Genomic DNA, 20,232 nt, shown 5'->3' on the forward strand with positions numbered 1-20,232 from the left:
TAACAAAACTTACCTTAAATATAAGAAAAGAACTGAAATCAGTGTTCATTTTCTGATTCCAGTTCTTGTGATTTATTCTATTTATTTATCTTTTTTACTGAGCCCCATTGTTTTAATGATTTCATCAGATAATGCTTTAACACCTGGATACTCTAAATGAATACCATCATATGCAAAGTACTCAGGATGTCCTGCTGAACGTTTATACCAATCGACGAGTTTAACGTTTTTATGTTCTTTAGCCGCTTCTTTCATCAATTGATTCACGTGTCCTTCATAAGAACGTGGTACACGTGTATTGACTAAATAGATGTCAGCTTTACCAAATGAAGCAATAACATCATCTAATTGTTCTTTATTGAAGTCACCGTTGGTACCTAATTCAATAATGACTTGGTCACCTTTTTTATTATAGTGACTGTAATTTTGTTCAATTAATGGTTTCGCTTGATACATATTACGTCCAACTTTACCATCTATGACTGAATGCGGTACTTGTTCTTTAAAGCGTTCACCGATATCTACCATGACAGAGTCACCGATTAATAAAGGTTTCACTTTATTGTAAACTTCAACTTGTTCTTCTGGCTGCTTACCGCCGCCATTGCCTAAGAAGTCAATTTTGCCATATGGAACAGGACGTACCACATATTTATCAATCGCATTTGTATTGAATTGAGTGGCTTTATCCGCTGTTTTATCTTTACCATAATGATCAAAGACACCGGCTAAAATCACCGCAAATGGAATCGCAATGACTAATAATGCCAGCCAATGAACCCAAATACGTTTTGATTTCGTTCTAAATGACAACATTTTGAAGCCTTGCTTTCTAAATGGTGTCTCAACATAACGATAAGACACTTCGGCCATAATGAACGTTAAAACTACATCTACGACATACACCCACACTGGAATTTGCCCAGCTACAAAGTAGCGGTGCAATAAGACGATAATTGGGAAATGCCATAAATATAAACTATATGAGCGTTGTCCAATATATACAAATAATGGATTTCCCATAAAGCGTGCTAATAATCCGCTTGGATGCACAACACTCGCAATTAAGAAGAGTGTAATCCCTGAAATCAAGTAGAAACCACCATTGTAAATCCAATAACTTTGGTCTTCTACTACTACAAATAAAGTCATTAAAATCGCTAATGAGATTACTCCCATTAAATCAACTGACATACGTACCGCTAGCGGCGGGTCTTTTCTCAAACGGTTCGGCGGCCATAAGAATGCGAGAATCACACCGAGTAATAACGTTTGTAAACGTGTATCTGTACCGAAGTACACACGAGAAAAATTCATGCCGGGATGTGTTATTAAGACCATTGCTAATAATGAAGCTAATGAGATAATCCAAAATATCAATACAATTTGTTTATGTTTCTTAACTTTAGCCAGTAATAAAATCAGAACTAAAGGAAAGAATAAATAGAATTGTTCTTCAATCGCAAGAGACCATAAATGTTTCAAAGGTTCAAATGAAAATTGGTCGAAATAATTGACGTCTTTAGCAATATACCACCAGTTAGAGACGTAAAAAATTGCCGCAATCGCATCTTGTTTAACACGAAGTATTTCATCTCTTTGGAATAACAACGTAAATATCGTAGTTACACTGACCACAAACAACATGGCTGGAATTAAACGTTTAACACGTCTATACCAGAAGCGTTTTAAACTGATCGTTCCTGTTTGATGATGTTCTATTAATAAAAGACTTGTGATTAAATATCCAGAAATAACAAAGAACGTATCTACACCAAGAAATCCGCCTGATAGCCATTGTTTATTTAAATGATAGATAAGAATACCGAGCACCGCGATTGCTCTTAATCCATCTAAACCAGGCATATAGTTCATTTTTTTAGGTTTTACAGGTGATGCACTGTTCTGAGTTGAACTGCGTTTCAAATTAGTCATGCATATACCTTTCTTTCTGATTTAAGATTTTGCGTGGTTCATTGTGCTCTATGTATATGACAGAACACGTGAGTGTCATAATTACCAATTGTAATATTAATGTAATAATCTTGCAATATCAAGATATTTTATAGTAATTTGAATAAATCTTTTATTTAGCATGAGTCGCACAACTCATTTGTAACAATTTTGTGAACAAGTACAATTAGAACAAAAAAACGACTTACCGTCTTCAGCTATTTTTCATAAGCTTTAAACAGATAAGTCGTTTCTCTTCTTATATCATTGGCATGATATCTCTTAGCTCACGCCTAAAGCGATTTTCGCGTAGCGTGACATCATATCTTTATTCCATGGCGGATTCCAAACAACATTCACTTCAGTATCTTGAATTTCTGGAATTTCTGCAAGCGCCATTTTGATTTGTTCAATAATTTGCGGTCCTAAAGGACAACCCATTGATGTTAATGTCATCTCTACTTTACATAAACCATCGTCTTCGAGATTGACTTTATATACTAAACCTAAGTTGACGATATCAATGCCGAGCTCAGGGTCAATTACGTTCTCTAATGCACCTAAGATATTATCTTTTAATGCTTCATCCATTTTTTTCACCTCTTTATGCAATTATGGTTATTATCAATATATCAAATATCCGACAAAACTCCAATAAAATGCTATTATAGGAATACATTCACGAAAAATGAATCAGCCTATTTATAGACAATGTTTCATATAAGAAGATTGAGTCGTTTAACTACTCAATCATCCATTTTATGCGTGTACACGCATTCAGATTTAATTATCAACTTAAGCACAAGGAGATTTTATTATGGAACCTTATTTAATTTGTTTAGATTTAGACGGAACATTATTAAATGACGAAAAAGAAATTTCACCTTATACATTCAAAGTTTTACAAACATTAAAAGAACAAGGTCACCATATCATGATTGCGACAGGCAGACCTTTCAGAGCGAGCCGCCCTTATTATGACCAATTGGGTTTAGATACTCCGATTGTCAATTTCAATGGTGCCTATGTGCATAATCCTACAGATGCAGACTTCCCAGTCACACACGAAACGTTGGATCCGGATTTAGCTTCAAGCATTATTGAAGCGCTACGTAATATGCATGTTAAAAATATTATTGCTGAAGTGAAAGACCATGTCTTTATCGATACGTACGATGAACACTTATTCGAAGGTTTCTCTATGGGTAATCCTAAAATCGAAACTGGAGATATTGTCAGCCAATTAAATGAATCACCCACTTCTATTTTAATTGAAGCAGAAGAACACATGATTCCAAGAGTAAAACAAATGCTGTCACGTTTCTTCGCAGAAAGTATCGAACATCGCCGCTGGGGCGCACCGTTTCCAGTTATAGAGATTGTTAAACGGGGTATAAGTAAAGCAAGAGGTATAGATAGTGTGAAAGACGTACTTGGTGTCGACCGTAATCACATTATTGCCTTTGGAGATGAAGATAACGATACCGAAATGATTAAATATGCCAAACACGGTGTAGCCATGGACAATGGCTTAGAAGAACTTAAACACATTGCAAAAGAAACGACGCATTCTAACAACCAAGACGGTATCGGTCGCTATTTAAATGACTTTTTCAGTTTAAATATTCCTTATCAAGAAAGCGCAAATGTGCATTCTTGTTAATATAAATCTTATCAATTCAAGGTTTGCAAGTGTTTTAAAGACAATCTATTATGACACTTTGTATGAACCTTGTTTTTTTATATAACACAACAATGGAGGTAAATTCATGACGCATATTATTATTGTCGGCGGTGTCGCTGGCGGCGCAACAGTCGCAAGCCAATTACGTCGATTAAATTCAGAGTATAAGATAACAGTGTACGAGAAAGACCGCGATGTAACATTTGCGAACTGTGGTTTGCCTTATTATTTAGGCGGCATTATTCCAGATCGTTCTCAATTGCTCAATTACACACCTCAAGCCTTGAAAGACCAAAAAGACATCGATGCACATGTCTATCATGAAGTCACACATGTTGACCCTTCTAAAAAAGAAGTGACAGTCAAAAATAGAGAGACCGGCGAAACATTTACAGATGCTTACGACAAATTAATTTTAAGCCCAGGTTGTCGTGCTAATTCTCTTGATCTTGATACAGACATGGCATTCACATTACGTAACTTAGAAGACACAGATGCCATTGAGAACTACATTAAACAAAACAACGTTAAAAAGGTATTGATTGTCGGTGCTGGTTACATTTCATTAGAAGTGTTAGAAAATCTACATCATCATGGTTTAGAAACCGTATTGATTCATCGTTCAGATAAAGTGAATAAGTTCATGGACCAAGATATGAACCAAGTCATCTTTGATGCAATGGATGAACGCCAAATTGACTATCGTCTTAACGAAGAAATTAAAGACGTCAATGGCAAAACAGTCCACTTCAAATCAGGGAAACAAGAAGACTTCGATATGATCATTGAAGGACTAGGTATTGTACCGAACAATGAATCATTTAAAGATACTGACATCCAATTAGATGACGATGGTTATGTTCCTGTCAATAAATACTTCCAAACTAATTTTAGTGATATTTATGCCATCGGCGATATTGCTTCTTACTATTATCGTCATGTTGACTTACCGACACGCGTACCATTAGCTTGGGGTGCACATCGTGCTGCCAGCATTGTAGCGCAACACATCGCTTTAGACAGCGCACCACCATTTAAAGGTTTCCTAGGTGCAAACGCGGTGAAATTCTTTGATTACACTTTAACAAGTGTCGGCATCTCACCAAATGAACTGGAGCACTTTAACTACGATATGACTGAAAATGAACAATACAACCATGCCAGCTACTTCCCTGGCGCAGAACGTGTTCATTTACGTGTGTATTTCGACAAAGATACGCGCCGTATTTTACGTGCTGCCGCAGTCGGTAAAGCAGGCGCAGATAAACGTATTGATGTTCTATCAATGGCCATGCAAAACAATATGACGATTGATGAATTAACTGAATTTGAACCTGCTTATGCCCCACCTTACAGTTCACCCAAAGATATTATCAATATGGTGGGTTATAAAGCACAATCTAAATAATATATATTATTTAGATAAAAACCATAAAACCATCAAGTATTCAAAAATAATTTCAAAATAATTATAATCATTATAATTAAGCTAAGGTTATATGTTATCATAGATACGGAATATTGAAGAAATGGGGAAATTACATGTTACATTTACACATTTTCAGCTGGGTCATCGGGATTATTTTATTTATCGCAGCTTATTTCAGTTTTAAATCACCCGGTGCACCTAAGAAAGCTTACAAACCGTTGCACATGGCATTACGTTTGTTCTTAGTACTGATTTTATTCAGTGGTGTGTGGCAAGTTGTTGTAGAGTTCGCTACTGCAACAGGTAGTGCACATATGTTACTCACATTAAAAATGATTTGTGGTATCGCAGTTGTCGCTTTAATGGAAGTGACATTAATCCGCAAAGAACGTTCAGTTTCACACACAGGTTTATTCTGGGGTACGATTATCCTAATCATTATCACAATGGCATTAGGTATTATCTTACCAGAAGGACCAATTTCAAGCCTATTCGGCATTGGTAATTAATAAGATAATCAAAGCTCGTCACACTGTGTGATGAGCTTTTTTTATTGCATTTTAACTTTAAGTGAAAATTAATTATTCTTTTTTATATACGAAAAGACCCGAGTTGAAACATCATCATTTCAACTCGGGCTTTATTACAATTATATGCTTAATTAAAAGCTTTTAAATCATTTATTACTCTTCTTCTTTAGCAATAAAGTTAGTTAAAGTACCGATATTATCAATTGTAACTTTAACTTCATCACCAGGTTGTAAATATTGAGGTGGATTCATACCTGCCCCAACACCTGATGGTGTACCTGTCGCAATGATATCACCAGGATGTAGTGCGACATATTTAGAGATTTCTGCGATTAATTCATCAATTTTAAGAATCATTTGGCTTGTATTGCCATCTTGACGAATTTCATTATTTACTTTTGTGACGATATTTACGTCTTCAGGTGTCGGTAATTCATCTTTAGTAACGATATAAGGACCCATTGGGCAACCGCCAGTTAAGCTTTTAGATAAAAAGGCTTGGTCTTGTTGGCGTTGTGCTGTACGGTCTGTGATATCGTTGATGATTGTATAACCGTAAACATAGTCTAATGCTAAACCTTTAGGAATTTTTTCACCTGATTTACCGATAACAACTCCTAATTCACCTTCATAATCGAGTGTATCTGTAATATCTTTGTGATTAGGGATTGTCGCTTCATCACCTGTTAAAGATGATGCTGCTTTTGTGAACACGTATAAGCGTTCTACACTATGATTCAATTCATCCGCATGTTCTTTATAGTTACGTCCAAATGCGATCACATTGTTTGGCGGTGTCACAGGCGGTAAGAATTCTAAATCCGCAAATTGTACTTTATAGTCTTCAGAATTTGGACTATCTATCGCTGCGACAACTGCTTTACGCACTTGTTCTTGGAAATCTAATGTATGGTTTTGTTCTAAACCTTCTAATAATGTCTTAGGATGGAAGTCGCCTTCACCAAAATCTGCGAAAACTTTTCTTAAATCCCAAGCTGCTTCTTCACGTTTTACTTTCACACCATACGATGTTTCATCATTATATTTGAATGATAAAAATTTCATTCAATATCAGCTCCTCATCTCAATCTTAATTTACATTATAACTGTATTTTCAGAAAAATAACAAATATTTAATAAACACTTCCAAATATAGGGAGTGATAATATGAAAATACAAACTAAACGTTTAATCCTCTTAATTATCTCTACCCTGTCCATTTGGAATTAATGCGATGGATCATCTAATCTTAATTCACCATATTGGAAGAAATAAAGTGAACCTTTGACTTTCGTCTTTAAAATGGTCTCAAGTGCTGCTTGATAGTAGTACATCTGCACTTTATAACGCGCCTTTAACCTTTCACCAACTTCTTCATCTGTCTCACTTTTACGTTGGTTAAAGGCATCTGTTTTATAGTCCACAAAGTAATACTGCCCATCTTGTCGATAAATCAAGTCAATCATCCCTTGGATAATAGAAACATCCTCATTTTGATCCATGTCATGATCGACTTTACTTTGGTTGACCACAAAGGGCACTTCACGCATAATTTGATCACTTTGCGCAATCTTCATATAAAGCTCACTATTAATAAAGTCCATGACTTGTTTCATACGAATATCTTGTTTCGCATCATCTTCAATAATATTTTTCTCAATCAGACGATCAATATATTGATCTAGTTCATCTTCAGTCATACGTTCAGGTTTAAATGGTAAATGCTGCATTACTGTATGCATCAATGTCCCGATTTCATTGGCTTTACGCTTTTGATGCTGACGTAAAAATTGCGGACGCTCATAAGTCGACGCACCTAAACGATATTGACGGACACGTTCATAACTCGTGCCGCTTTCTTCTGTTTCTAGTTGACGTTTCAACTCAGATACAGATTGTTTTGTCGGTTTAACCATGTCTTTTTGATACGGATATTCAAACGCTAATTGACGTTCAATTTGACGTTCAACTTCTGGTTGACCAGATTGATAATGAATAATGTCAGATACTGTACGATATTCTTCTTTATTATCTTCTGCTTCATCAGGTTTGATATCACTATAATCATCAATCTGTATTTCTACTTTAGGTTGAAGTGGTAATGCTAAATCTTCAATGTCCTGTTCGAATTTCAAATCATTAGTAATGCTGTGAGATTGATATTTCGCATAAATAGGATAAATCAATTCAAATGGCGTTTTCGCACTTAAACGATAGCTGACAGGCAACTTATCCCCAGCGATTGATGTCCCGACCATTTTATCTAATGCTTGCTCACTCTTCACGCGTCCAATTAAGAATAATTGTTCTTTGGCTCTGGTTAATGCCACATACATCAAACGCATTTCTTCAGAAATAATTTCATTTTCATTAATGGCTTTAAGCGTCACAGAAGCAAGTGATGGGAACGTAATATCTAGTTCAGTATCAAAGTAAGTTAAGCCTAACCCGTATTTCTGATTTAAAATGACTGGCTGACTTAAATCTTGCTTATTAAACTGTTTACTCAAACCAGAATAAATCACAAACGGGAACTCTAAACCTTTACTTGAGTGAATGGTCATCATGCGCACTACATCATCATTTGGACCAACAACATTCTCTTCACCGAAATCTTGACCTCTTTCGATTAATTCATCGATAAATCGAATGAATTGGAAGAGCCCTCTGAAGCTGGATTTCTCAAACTCTACGGCTTTGTTGAATAAACCATAAAGGTTTGCACGTCGACCTTTACCACCGATCAAACCACTGAAATATTGAATCACAAAGCGGTTGTTGTAGAAGCGGTCAATCAATTGATAGACCGGATGTTTTAAACTGAACGCTTGATAAAACGCTAAATCATCTAAAAAGTCTTGAAGTTTTTGAACTAAGCCTGCATCCGCTTCTTCACTCTGCATATAATGTTGAATCGATTGATAGAAATAATCATCATTCGGGCTGACAATACGAATACTTGCGAGCTCATCTTCTGTAAATTGATAAATGACAGAGCGCATCAGACCGACTAAGTAGATGTCTTGAAGCGGATTATCTACTGTTCTTAAGAAAGACAAGACCAGTCTGACTTCGGTTTGTTCGAAGTATCCTTCCTTACTATTTACATGAAACGGTATATCTCGGTCTTTAAACACTTGCTGTAAGGCACGAGAACGACTATACCCACGTTCTAAAATTACAATATCTTTATACGTCGGTTTGCGATAAGTCTTGTTTTTAATATCATAAACTTCATGTTCATTTAAAATGGTTTCAACTTGATTCACAATATATTCCGCTTCTTGTTCATCACCTGTCAGTTCCGACTCTGCTTCCTCTACTAAAACATTTAAATGTAATGGATGCGGTCTATCATCAAATGGTGCCCCGAAATACAATTGCGCGGCTTCATCATAAACAATTTCACCTACTGCCTCATCCATCATATGTTTGAATAAATAGTTAGTCGTTGAAAGCACTTCGGGTCTAGAACGGAAGTTTTGTGATAAATCGATACGCATACCTGAACTACCGTCTATATTAAATCGATTGTATTTTTCAATAAACAAACTAGGATCCGCTTGTCTGAACTTATAAATCGATTGTTTCACGTCACCTACCATAAAGAGGTTGCCGTTTGTTTCATCACCGCGTTTTAAACAGCTTAAAATCTGTTCTTGGACTCGGTTTGTATCTTGATATTCATCGACTAAGATTTCGTCGAAGCGGTCACGGTAATGACGGGCAATTTCAGTAGGATTCCCTGCTTCATCCATCAAGATTTGTAACGCAAAGTGTTCATAGTCAGAGAAGTCCAGTATATTACGACTGCGCTTTTTCACACTGAATTGTTCAATCACATCTTGTGTAATCTGCGCTAATACGGCTACTCTAGGTGCCAAAGTCTGCATATCTGCTTTTAAATCTTCAGCTGAACGTGAGAAATAATCTTTTTTCACTTTCTCAACGGCTGCTTTATAATCGTCATAATAAGATTTCGCAAGTTTCAGTCCTTCTTCAAAGCCCTCATTCGCTTCTTTAAGCTTCTTAGTAATACTTGGAAAACGTTTTGGCAATTGATGTTCACTGATTAATTCAGTATTTAAAACATCACCTTCCATAGCACGTGCTAAGAAAGCACGCTCACTTTCAACCACTTCTAAATGCTTTTCGACACCGGCGAATTCATGATATAAGTCGTAACTCTTATTTAAGTTTTCAAGTGCGGTATGCATATAGACTTTCGCAATGTTAGTTAATAATGCTAAGTATTCCTCTTGTGTCTCTGTATTATCATAAGGCTCTACTAGTGAAGATAACCATGCCATCGGTTGCGGATTCGCGACTGAGAAATAATACAAGTTCTTAATGATTTTTCTGAACTTATCATCACTTCTGTCTGATGATAAATGTTCTGTTAAATCAATAAAGGCTGGATCTAACGCATCATAATAATCCTCTAACACTTCATCAATGGTCTGTTCTAAGAGTAAGATGTTTTCAGCTTCACTGCTGGTTCTGAAATTCGGGTCAATTTCTAAGACATCATAATGCTGTTGAATGAGTTTCAAACAAAAACTATGCAACGTAGAAATTTGTGCTTGATGAATTTTGACACGTTGGTTTTTTAAGTGTGTATTGCTTGAATCTTCTAACGATGCTTGTTGGATACGTTGCTCGACTCTGTGCTTCATCTCACGTGCACTTAAGTTCGTAAACGTCACAACAAGCAGGCGGTCGACATCAATTTCATCACGCAATATACGTTGAATAATTCTTTCAACCAGTACAGCCGTTTTACCAGAACCCGCTGCAGCTGCTACTAAAGTATCTTGACCTTTGGCATAAATACTTTTCCATTGGCCATCTGTCCAAATCACATCATTCGGTTTTTCTGGTATCATGCGTCATCCTCCTCTTCTTCTGATGTTTGTTTTAATAACTCGATTGGATTAATCGTTTCATCTACTGTACGATAACGTTTACTGTCAATCATGCCGTCCACATGACATACAGAACGATAATTACAAAAACGACATGGTAGTTTCTGATCATATTTCATCGGTGCTACTTCAGTATGACCATCCATAATATCAGACGCAATTTGTGTAAAGTTCTGCTTATTATGTTCAATAAATTTATAAATCGTATCCGTATCTGCGACAGGATTGCCTTTACCTAATGCGCCGCTCTTCAGCATGTTCAACGGTACAATATCAGAAGTGAATTGCGGTTCTAAGCGTGAATCTTCCGCTTCAATCACATCTGGATCATTATTGACTAAACCACTTAATCTAAAGGATTTCAATAATTCTTTTTGACGTTTTTCCTCATCAATATCTGCCCAATTTGAAAACTTAACTCTTGGTTCATGAACATGGAAGTAAAGTAAGCCGCCCGGCTCTGTTTGTGCTGCTAGATTGAGTCTCTCTTTATTTTGAAGCACAACATCCATATAAGTCATCATTTGCATTTGAAGTCCATAATACACTTTGGTCAAGTCTAATTCTGAACTGCCTTCTGATGATTTGTAGTCGATAATATTCACAAAGCTGCGGTCTTGGTTTGTATACGTGTCGATTCGGTCGATCTGACCACGAATATTAATCGGAATGCCTTGTGTTGTATATAGTGCTTCGGCTTGAAGCTGATCTGCATTTTTCGGCTTTCTTCTAAATGATTTTTCAAACGCTTGGGGTCTGAATTTAGAGAAGCTGCCTTGGTATTTCAACGCAGTCAATGTGGATTGAACAATGGCACCGATGCGTTGAGACATATAACGATAATGCGCTGTAGAATTTAATAAATTATATTGCACTGTCGGTAAAATCTGTTCTAACGCTTCTGTTGTCAGTTTACGTATCTGTTGATTCGTCAGATTTTTGAAATCACCTTGAACTTTATCCGCAATATATTTTAAAACCGCATGGAAGATATCGCCTAAATCAAAGTTTTCCAACTTATATTTCGTACGTTCATTTAAACGTAAACCATGAGATGCATAGTGCTTGAACGGGCAATTTTGGTAACCTTCAAAGCGCGATACACTGGCATTAATCGTTGAACCATATAAATCTTTTGTTTGTGTTTCACTCAGTTGTACGGTTTTATTGTCATACGTCAACGCAGATGTCAGATAGTTCAAGCCTTGTTTCAGCTTATCGTGATTTAGCATTGCTTGATACGCATCCAACCATGATTCAGCAGTTAATTCATGATGCAGCCAACTTTGAAGTGCTTCAAATAAATTGATTTTTGTTTGATGCGGATGTTCCATTAATGTCAATGGATTTTGTTGTGCAGTAAAGGCAACGTTTTGTACCTCTAAATCCGTATATAAATCTTTGATACTTTGAATAAATGGACTTGCTTCTTTTTCATCATTATTTAAGCCCATTAAGCTATATGAAAATGTGACATAAGTTTTCGCACGTGTCATCGCAATATAACATACAAAGGCTTCATCCATTTGTAAGACATCAGCTGTCGGACTCAGTTCTAATTGCGTTTCTTCTTGGAAATATTTTTTCTCTTCATCACTGATTAAACTTGAATTAGAAATCGCTTGCGGCATAATACCGTCATTCATACCGACGATATAAACATGCGTTTTATTATCCACTTTCGCTAAGTCCATCGTACCGATAGACACTTGGTCTAAAGTTTGTGGAATCATCACAAATTCTAATTGTTCTAAACCGACATCAAATAATTCTAAGAAACGTTTTTGTGACATCTCGGTATCACCGAAGACTGTCGCAAGATCATCCAGTGTTTGAATCAAACCATTCCAAACTTGGTCTAGTTCTTCAGCTTGTTGATGTTTGCCTGCTAAATCTAATTCATCACGCTCTGTCATTAATTGACTTGGTAAATTGAAGGCTTCACATACTTTATAGAAAGCAGCCGCAAATTCAACTGCGGTATTCGCTTCACTTAAAGCTTGTTCAAATTTTAAAATGTGATGCATCACAAAGTCTTTTAAGTCAATGACACGACGATACACTTCTTCCGTTTCTTCTGTCATCGGTTGACGTTTTAAGCCCATTTGATTAAATTGTTCGATTTTGAAGTAGTTGTCATCTATCCAACGTTTACCGTAAATGCCTCTTTCTAAGACAAAGTTTTCTAAGATGTCCGTAAGATAACGACTATCTTCGTATTTACGTGTCAGCACTTGTGTTTTGAATAAGCGCATCAACGGTTCAAAACTCCATTTTGTTTCGATGACTTCAATTAATGAACGTAACATTTCCATCACTGGATGATGTGTCATAGATTGTTTTGTATCAATATTAAATGGAATGTCGTATTCAGGCATAACACTTTCCATTAAATGCGCGTAGGCTTCGTCACGATAGAGAATAGCGACGTCTTGGAAGCGGATATTTTCTTCACGTGCTTTACGAATGATGTCTCGCGCAATCGCATTCACTTCTTCACGTACATTAGAAGCTTCTAAAATATTAACGTGTCCGTTGTTGGGTTGCGGAATGACTTGAAGCGCATCAAACTGTGTTTCTAATTGATTCAAATCTGAGTTGTCAAAACGGTGTTGTGTCGTAAATTGTCGTTGATTCAATTTAATGTTTAATTGGTCCGCAATCTCTTCTAAATGCGTTAATACAGATGAGGTCTTTCTAAATAAACTAAACGGATCTTTATTACCATCAGTTGTCAGTAAGACATTCACAGACTTCGCATATTTTACTAATGTTTCAATAATTAAATACTCTAGTGTTGAGAAGTTATGGAAACCATCTATGTATATCTCAGCGCGTTTTAACCACTCTGAATTTTCCATACATTCTACAAACTTATAAAGTGTATCTTCTGATGAAACAAAGTTGCCTTTTAAGCGTTCTTCTAAATGATGATAAACTAACGCAATATCATGCAGCTTATCTTGTGTTCTTGGTTGGAGTTGATTTTCAGCAATAAATAAATCTAATTGGTCAGGTGTGACCGCATACTTTTTAAAGTCTTGAATTTGTTCTGTCAATTTTGAACTGAAACCATAATATTTAACTTGTGATTGGTATAAATTTAATGATTTACGTTGGTCTTGTAAAATATCAAAGACCATCATTTCCATGGCACCTTTTGAAACGTAATCTTCTGTCAGACCCCCGATTTCTTGAAAGATTCTGTGACTGAGTCGCTCAAAGTGAAGGACTTCAGCACGTAAACTCCCATTTAACTCTGGGTCTTTCACAAAGTCTTGTTCAATTTGGAAAGTACTTTGTGTCGGCGCAATAATAATAATCGGATCACCTAAAGGATCTTGTTTCATTTTTTGTTTGATTTCGTCTAACATCGCATGGGACTTTCCAGTTCCAGCGCGACCGATATATGCGTTAAATTCAGTCACCTTTCTCACCTCTTTGTCATTTATTGTAGCACATATGTTCTCATAGTTTCGTGCTTCTTCCCTTATAAATATGAAAAGAGTTGATACTTATTTTTGAATGAAAGTATCAACTCTTTTCGTCATATCTATCTTAACATTTAGTTTTCTGCTGGATTGAAGTTCACTTTGAATTTCGTTAAAGGCCAGTAACGTAAGCTGACTTTACCGACAACTTGATCTTCTTTAATTAAACCGAATGAACGGCTATCTTTACTCACTTCACGGTTATCCCCAAGGACTAATAATTTACCTTTTGGAATTTTGTTTGTGCCATCTGAGTTTGGCAAGTTTTTAACTTGAAGCGTACCTGTGATTTCATCATAACTCTTATGTTTTTCATTATAATCTAAGTACGGTTCTTTCACTTTTTTACCATTTACATATAATACGTCATGTTTATATTCTACGCTGTCACCAGGTGTTCCGATGACACGTTTCACATAGTCGCTTTTTTTATCTGCATGGAAGACAATCACATTACCTTTATCAAGACCGCCCATTTTAAAGCCGATCACATTGACGATTACTTTTTCACCATCTTTTAACGTCGGAAACATAGAATCTCCGCGTACAGTATAAGATTTAGCAACAAAATTATAAATCAATAAGATTAACACCAGCGCTATAGCTATGGCTATAATCCACTCTTTTAATTCTTTTTTCACTGTAAAAACACCTCAATTATTCATTAAATGAAATTTTAAAATCACGCCATGGATAATATCTTAAGAACACCGTACCTATAATATCTTGTTGATGTATCGTTCCGAACTTTCTCGAATCACGCAAATCAGAGCGATCATCGTTCAATATTAAATAGTGTTTAGGTGCTAAGATATCTCCTTCTGAATGTTTAATATTGCGTAATGCTAAAGTTTGAATAGGATGTTGTACCTGATAACTTTCATTTACTTGTTGGTCATCTCGATACAATTGACCCGCTTTTATTTCGACAGACTCACCAGGTGTCCCAATGACCCGTCCAAAATAGATACGTCCTTGATGACGATACATGATGATATCACTATTATGTATTTGGTTGAAAGTTGTTTGTACTTTACTGACCAAAATACGATCATCCTGATGCAATGCAGGTGACATCTGATTAGAATGTACCACTGCACCGATTAAGATAAAAGCTTGAATCAACATTACAATAATAATCGCAATTATCAAGGAAAGCAAATATTTTACAATTTTTCTCACTATTTATCTCCTTCGTTATTTTATGAAACGACGCTCCAACTTTCTGCTGACCACCCAAAGAGCTGCTAAAATCACAATCACTAACACAACACGAATCGGGCTCTCTAAAATGCTATGCATTTCCCTGCCTAAAATACCTGTTAATGCCATCGCAATCAAGTTTGAAACAGCTAATACAATAAAGAAAGTTTGACGTTTCATTTGAGACAAGCCAGCTACAACATTCATTAAAGAACTAGGAGTGAACGGAAAGCACAACAAAATAAAAATAGGTGTCACACCTTGATGATTAACAAAGCCCAAAAACTTTTGCACTTCTTTTCGTTCTTTCACTTTATCCATGAATTTAGAGTTCGCAAAATAACGTATGATTAAAAAGACAACGAAACTCCCTAAAAATGTGCCGAGCCACGAGATAATAATCCCTAAAAATAGTCCGAACGTATCCACATTAACAAACACAAATACAAACATCGGCAAAATAGGAATAAACGATTCTAAAAATGGCAATAAGAATCCAAGTAAATCCCCATAGTCCCCCATTGCTCGCATCCACTGTTCAATTTGATCTGCTGACATAACTTCACCTGTCTCTCACTCTTCTTCGATTACTACTATTATATAAGGAACAGGTGTATTTTGAAACTAAAAAAAGAACTCCCATATTACTAATCAGCAATATGAGAGTCTTACATTTATTTCAGAATTATAAACGTTCTTCTAATTCTTGTTTTTTATCTTCGTAACCTGGTTTACCAAGTAATGCGAACATATTTTGTTTATATGCTTCTACACCTGGTTGGTTGAATGGGTTAACGCCTAATTGGTAACCGCTCATCGCACAAGCTAATTCGAAGAAGTATACTAAATAACCGAATGTTTCTGGGTCAATACTTGGTACTTTAACAACTAAGTTTGGTACTTCGCCGTCAGTGTGCGCAAGCAATGTACCTTCGAATGCTTTAGTATTTACTTCATCAATTGTTTTACCAGCAAGGTAGTTCAAGCCATCTAAGTCATCTGCATCTTCTTCGATTGTAATATCGAATTTAGGATTTTCAACTTTAACCACTGTTTCAAATAAGAAACGACGGCCTTCTTGTACGTATTGTCCTAATGAGTGCAAGTCAGTTGTGTAGTTAGCACTTGAAGGATAGATACCTTTGAAGTCTTTACCTTCAGATTCGCCGTATAATTGTTTCCACCATTCATTGAAGTATTGTAATGATGGTTCGTAGTTGATCAACATTTCAGTTGTATAACCTTTAGCGTATAAGATGTTACGTAATGTCGCATATTGGTATGCGATGTTTTCAGATAAATCATCTGATTTCAATTCTTCACGTGCTTTAGCAGCACCATCCATCATCGCTTGGATATCAATACCTGCAGCTGCAATCGGTAATAAACCTACAGCTGTTAATACTGAATAACGGCCGCCTACATCATCAGGCACTACGAATGTTTCGTAACCTTCGTTTGTTGCTAATTGTTTTAAAGCACCTTTTTCTTTATCTGTAGTCGCAAAGATACGTGATTTTGCTTCTTCTTTACCGTATTTATCTTCTAATAACTGTTTAAAGAGTCTGAAAGCAACAGCCGGTTCAGTTGTAGTACCTGATTTAGAAATAACGTTGACTGAATAATCTTTACCGTCAAGGTATTCAATTAAATCATGTAAGTAAGTTGATGATAAATGGTTACCCGCAAATACGATTTCAGGGTATTCATCACTTGTTCTGAATGCTGAACTTAACATTTCAATCGCAGCACGCGCACCTAAATAAGAACCACCGATACCGATGACAACTAATACATCAGAATGTTCTTTGATGCGTTTAGCTGCTTCTAAGATACGAGAGAATTCTTCTTTATCATAATCTACTGGTAAATCTAACCAGCCTAAAAAGTCATTGCCTGCGCCTGTACCTTCATGAATAACGCGATGAATTGTTTTTACGATTTCTTGTTGTTGTGTTAATTCGTGTTCGTCAACGAATTTTAAAGCTTTACTATAGTCTAGCTCAATATGTGTCATTTGAACTGCCTCCTGCTTTTTGATTTCACTCACATTTTACTAAATTTCTGATAATACAATCAATAAAACTGTCTATGAAATTGAAGGACTCGCCTTAATTGTGAAAAAATCGTCATTTTTTACTATTTTGCTAGGAAATTAAGTGGTTTACATTCTATAGTTTTTATGAATTTTGCATACATTTGGAACCAGCCCTGCTGTCACAGGGTATAAATGAGTGAGATTTCATCTTTTTGTATATTTATGTAAAATAATGGTTTATTTCTCATCTTCAATCTGCTATGATAATAACATGTTAAAAAATTCAAACTATTCTAACGAGGTGTAAAGATTATGAAGGATAAAATCGTATTAGCCTATTCAGGCGGATTAGATACTAGTGTGGCAGTAAAGTGGCTGATCGATAAAGGTTACGATGTAGTTGCTTGTTGTTTAGACGTCGGCGAAGGAAAAGATTTAGATCAAGTTTATCAAAAAGCATTAGATATGGGCGCAGTAGAATGCTATATCATTGATGCGACGAAAGAATTCAGCGATGACTATGTTGCTTATGCAATTAAAGGTAATTTAATGTATGAAAACACATACCCAGTGGTTTCAGCATTATCTCGCCCATTAATCTCTAAAAAATTAGTTGAAATTGCTGAAAAAACAGATGCAGTAGGTATTGCACATGGCTGTACTGGTAAAGGTAACGACCAAGTACGTTTTGAAGTAGCCATCAAAGCGTTGAACCCTAAATTGAAAGTATTTGCACCGGTACGTTCATGGGGTTGGAGTCGTGAAGAGGAAATTGATTATGCAATCAAAAATAATATTCCAGTACCTATCAACCATGACTCTCCTTACTCTATCGACCAAAACTTATGGGGCCGTGCTAACGAATGTGGAATTTTAGAAGATCCTTACGCAGCACCGCCTGCAGATGCATTTGATTTAACTCGAGAAATCGAAGATACACCAGATACACCTGATGAAATCGTTTTGAAGTTTGAAAAAGGAATTCCAGTAGAAGTCGATGGAAAAGCATATCCATTAGATGATTTAATTCTTTATTTAAACGACTTAGCAGGTAAACATGGTATCGGACGTATTGACCATGTTGAAAACAGATTAGTCGGTATTAAATCACGTGAAGTCTACGAAACACCAGGCGCTGAAGTCATTCTTAAAGCACATAAAGCTTTAGAAACTATCACATTGACAAAAGATGTGGCACACTTCAAACCTGTGATTGAAAAACAATTCGCAGAACAAACCTACAATGGTTTATGGTTCTCACCTTTAACTGATTCATTAAAAGCATTCATCGATTCGACACAAGAACATGTCAGCGGTGAAGTACGTGTGAAATTATTTAAAGGTAATGCGGTTGTAAATGGCAGAAAATCTCCATATTCTCTTTACAACAAAGAGCTTGCGACATATACAAAAGAAGATGCCTTCAACCAAGAAGCAGCAGTAGGATTTATTGAAATTTACGGCTTGCCGACTGAAGTCAATTCTATGTTGCATGGAGGTTATTCACATGAGTAAAAAAGCCTGGGGCGGTCGCTTCCAAGCAGAACCTGAAGCGTGGGTAGATGCTTTTAACGCCTCTATTCACTTTGACCACCTATTAATAGATGAAGATATTCAAGGAAGTATTGCACATGCGACGATGCTGGCACAACAAGGCATCCTTACTTCTGAAGAAAGCGAAACCATTATTAAGGGACTCCAGGACATCCAACAAGATTACCACGATGGTAAAGTTGAATTCACAGAAGCTTTAGAAGATATTCACTTGAACATCGAACATGAATTAATCGAACGTATCGGACCAGTCGGCGGTAAACTGCACACTGGCCGTAGTCGTAATGATCAAGTCGCAACAGACATGCATCTCTATACAAAGAAAGCAGTCAAAGAAATTATTGACTTGATTCATTCCTTACAAGATACGATTGTTTCACTTGCAGATAAACATGTCGACACAATCATGCCAGGTTATACGCATTTACAACGTGCACAGCCCATTTCTTTTGCACATCATGTCATGACCTACTTCTGGATGTTAGAGCGTGATAAAGCGCGCTTTAACGATGCATTAAAACGTATCGATATCAATCCTTTAGGCGCTGCCGCTTTAAGTGGTACAACGCATCCGATTGATCGTCAAAAAACACAAGAACTTTTAGATTTTGCATCACTTTACGAAAATAGTTTAGATGCTGTCAGTGACCGTGATTATATCGTAGAAACACTTAACGCGATTTCGCTTGCCATGATTCATTTATCACGTTTTTCTGAAGAAATTATTTTCTGGTCAACAGATGAAGCTAAATTTATTACGTTGTCAGATGCCTTTTCAACAGGTTCATCTATCATGCCGCAGAAAAAGAATCCAGATATGGCAGAATTAATTCGTGGTAAAACAGGACGTACGACAGGTCATTTAGTCAGTATGTTAATGACATTAAAAGGATTGCCATTAGCATACAATAAAGATATGCAAGAAGATAAAGAAGGTTTATTTGATGCGGTGCATACAGTCACAGGATCACTACGTATCTTTGAAGGCATGCTCGCAACACTAACTGTGAATACAGATCGTTTAAACGAAACGGTGCATAAAGACTTCTCTAACGCGACAGAACTTGCGGATTATTTAGTAGAAAAAGATATTCCATTCAGAGAAGCACATGCGATTGTAGGTCAAATCGTTTACTGGTGTATCCAACACGATTGTTATTTACTCGATGTGCCACTTGAAAAATATCAAGAATTCTCACCTACTATTGATGAAACCATTTATAGTTATCTAAAACCTGAAAACTGTTTGAAACGTAGAAAAAGCTATGGTTCAACAGGACAAGAATCTGTACGTCATCAAATTGAAGTCGCCAAAGCTTTATTGTAATGCTATATAGCCATTATCTGAAACACATCAGATAATGGCTTTTTCATTATTTATGAATTTAAAAATTAACGAAAAAAAGACCCTATCAGATTTCACTG

General features: G+C 36.2%; 14 protein-coding genes. 5 read left to right on the forward strand and 9 right to left on the reverse strand.

What is annotated here, in order from left to right:
- Positions 1-81: 81 nt before the first annotated feature.
- Together BU038_RS01630 and BU038_RS01635 are read right to left on the reverse strand one after the other, a co-directional pair.
- Positions 82-1,935, reverse strand: coding sequence for an acyltransferase family protein (locus tag BU038_RS01630; protein ID WP_107604516.1), 1,854 nt, complete (start codon positions 1,933-1,935; stop codon positions 82-84).
- Between the two features lie 300 nt (positions 1,936-2,235).
- Positions 2,236-2,544 carry a metal-sulfur cluster assembly factor gene (locus BU038_RS01635; protein ID WP_002481879.1) on the reverse strand — a complete coding sequence of 103 codons (309 nt, stop codon included), beginning with the start codon at positions 2,542-2,544 and terminating at the stop codon, positions 2,236-2,238.
- Positions 2,545-2,770: 226 nt separating this feature from the next.
- On the opposite strand from BU038_RS01635, the gene BU038_RS01640 reads away from it, so the two are divergent.
- The 3 genes from BU038_RS01640 (at position 2,771) to BU038_RS01650 (ending at position 5,575) form a co-directional block, all read left to right on the forward strand.
- The gene (locus BU038_RS01640; RefSeq protein WP_107604517.1) at positions 2,771-3,616 is read left to right on the forward strand and encodes a Cof-type HAD-IIB family hydrolase; all 846 of its coding nucleotides are present in this window, start codon (positions 2,771-2,773) and stop codon (positions 3,614-3,616) included.
- A gap of 106 nt (positions 3,617-3,722) precedes the next feature.
- Positions 3,723-5,045: a CoA-disulfide reductase gene (locus tag BU038_RS01645; protein WP_107604518.1), complete on the forward strand. Its 1,323-nt coding sequence runs from the start codon at positions 3,723-3,725 to the stop codon at positions 5,043-5,045.
- Positions 5,046-5,179: 134 nt separating this feature from the next.
- Entirely contained in the window at positions 5,180-5,575 is a 396-nt protein-coding gene (locus tag BU038_RS01650; RefSeq protein WP_107604519.1) for a YisL family protein, read from the forward strand.
- Positions 5,576-5,749: 174 nt separating this feature from the next.
- Here the strand turns inward: BU038_RS01650 and BU038_RS01655 are convergent, their stop codons facing one another.
- The 7 genes from BU038_RS01655 to BU038_RS01685 all read right to left on the reverse strand — a co-directional run bounded on the left by BU038_RS01655 (position 5,750) and on the right by BU038_RS01685 (position 17,232).
- Positions 5,750-6,661, reverse strand: coding sequence for a fumarylacetoacetate hydrolase family protein (locus BU038_RS01655; protein WP_107604520.1), 912 nt, complete (start codon positions 6,659-6,661; stop codon positions 5,750-5,752).
- 161 nt (positions 6,662-6,822) lie between these two features.
- The gene (addA, locus tag BU038_RS01660) at positions 6,823-10,482 is read right to left on the reverse strand and encodes a helicase-exonuclease AddAB subunit AddA (protein ID WP_107604521.1); all 3,660 of its coding nucleotides are present in this window, start codon (positions 10,480-10,482) and stop codon (positions 6,823-6,825) included.
- Complete coding sequence (gene addB, locus BU038_RS01665) at positions 10,479-13,949, reverse strand: helicase-exonuclease AddAB subunit AddB (protein WP_107604522.1); 3,471 nt, start codon at positions 13,947-13,949, stop codon at positions 10,479-10,481. Before addB ends, addA begins: the two co-directional genes overlap by 4 nt.
- Before the next feature lie 137 nt (positions 13,950-14,086).
- A complete protein-coding gene (lepB, locus tag BU038_RS01670; RefSeq protein WP_107604523.1) occupies positions 14,087-14,653 on the reverse strand; it encodes a signal peptidase I in 567 nt (188 codons plus the stop codon).
- Between the two features lie 16 nt (positions 14,654-14,669).
- Positions 14,670-15,194 (reverse strand): signal peptidase I, encoded by a 525-nt coding sequence (lepB, locus tag BU038_RS01675; RefSeq protein ID WP_107604524.1) that lies wholly within the window; start codon positions 15,192-15,194, stop codon positions 14,670-14,672.
- Positions 15,195-15,209: 15 nt separating this feature from the next.
- Positions 15,210-15,773, reverse strand: coding sequence for a TVP38/TMEM64 family protein (locus BU038_RS01680; protein WP_107604525.1), 564 nt, complete (start codon positions 15,771-15,773; stop codon positions 15,210-15,212).
- A gap of 127 nt (positions 15,774-15,900) precedes the next feature.
- Positions 15,901-17,232: a glucose-6-phosphate isomerase gene (locus BU038_RS01685; RefSeq protein WP_002481869.1), complete on the reverse strand. Its 1,332-nt coding sequence runs from the start codon at positions 17,230-17,232 to the stop codon at positions 15,901-15,903.
- A gap of 333 nt (positions 17,233-17,565) precedes the next feature.
- On the opposite strand from BU038_RS01685, the gene BU038_RS01690 reads away from it, so the two are divergent.
- Positions 17,566-18,768: an argininosuccinate synthase gene (locus BU038_RS01690; protein ID WP_002481868.1), complete on the forward strand. Its 1,203-nt coding sequence runs from the start codon at positions 17,566-17,568 to the stop codon at positions 18,766-18,768.
- Positions 18,761-20,134: an argininosuccinate lyase gene (gene argH / locus BU038_RS01695; protein ID WP_107604526.1), complete on the forward strand. Its 1,374-nt coding sequence runs from the start codon at positions 18,761-18,763 to the stop codon at positions 20,132-20,134. Before BU038_RS01690 ends, argH begins: the two co-directional genes overlap by 8 nt.
- Positions 20,135-20,232 lie beyond the last annotated feature (98 nt).

The sequence above is a fragment of the Staphylococcus simulans genome (assembly GCF_003043455.1).
In the GTDB taxonomy this organism is placed as follows: domain Bacteria; phylum Bacillota; class Bacilli; order Staphylococcales; family Staphylococcaceae; genus Staphylococcus; species Staphylococcus simulans_A.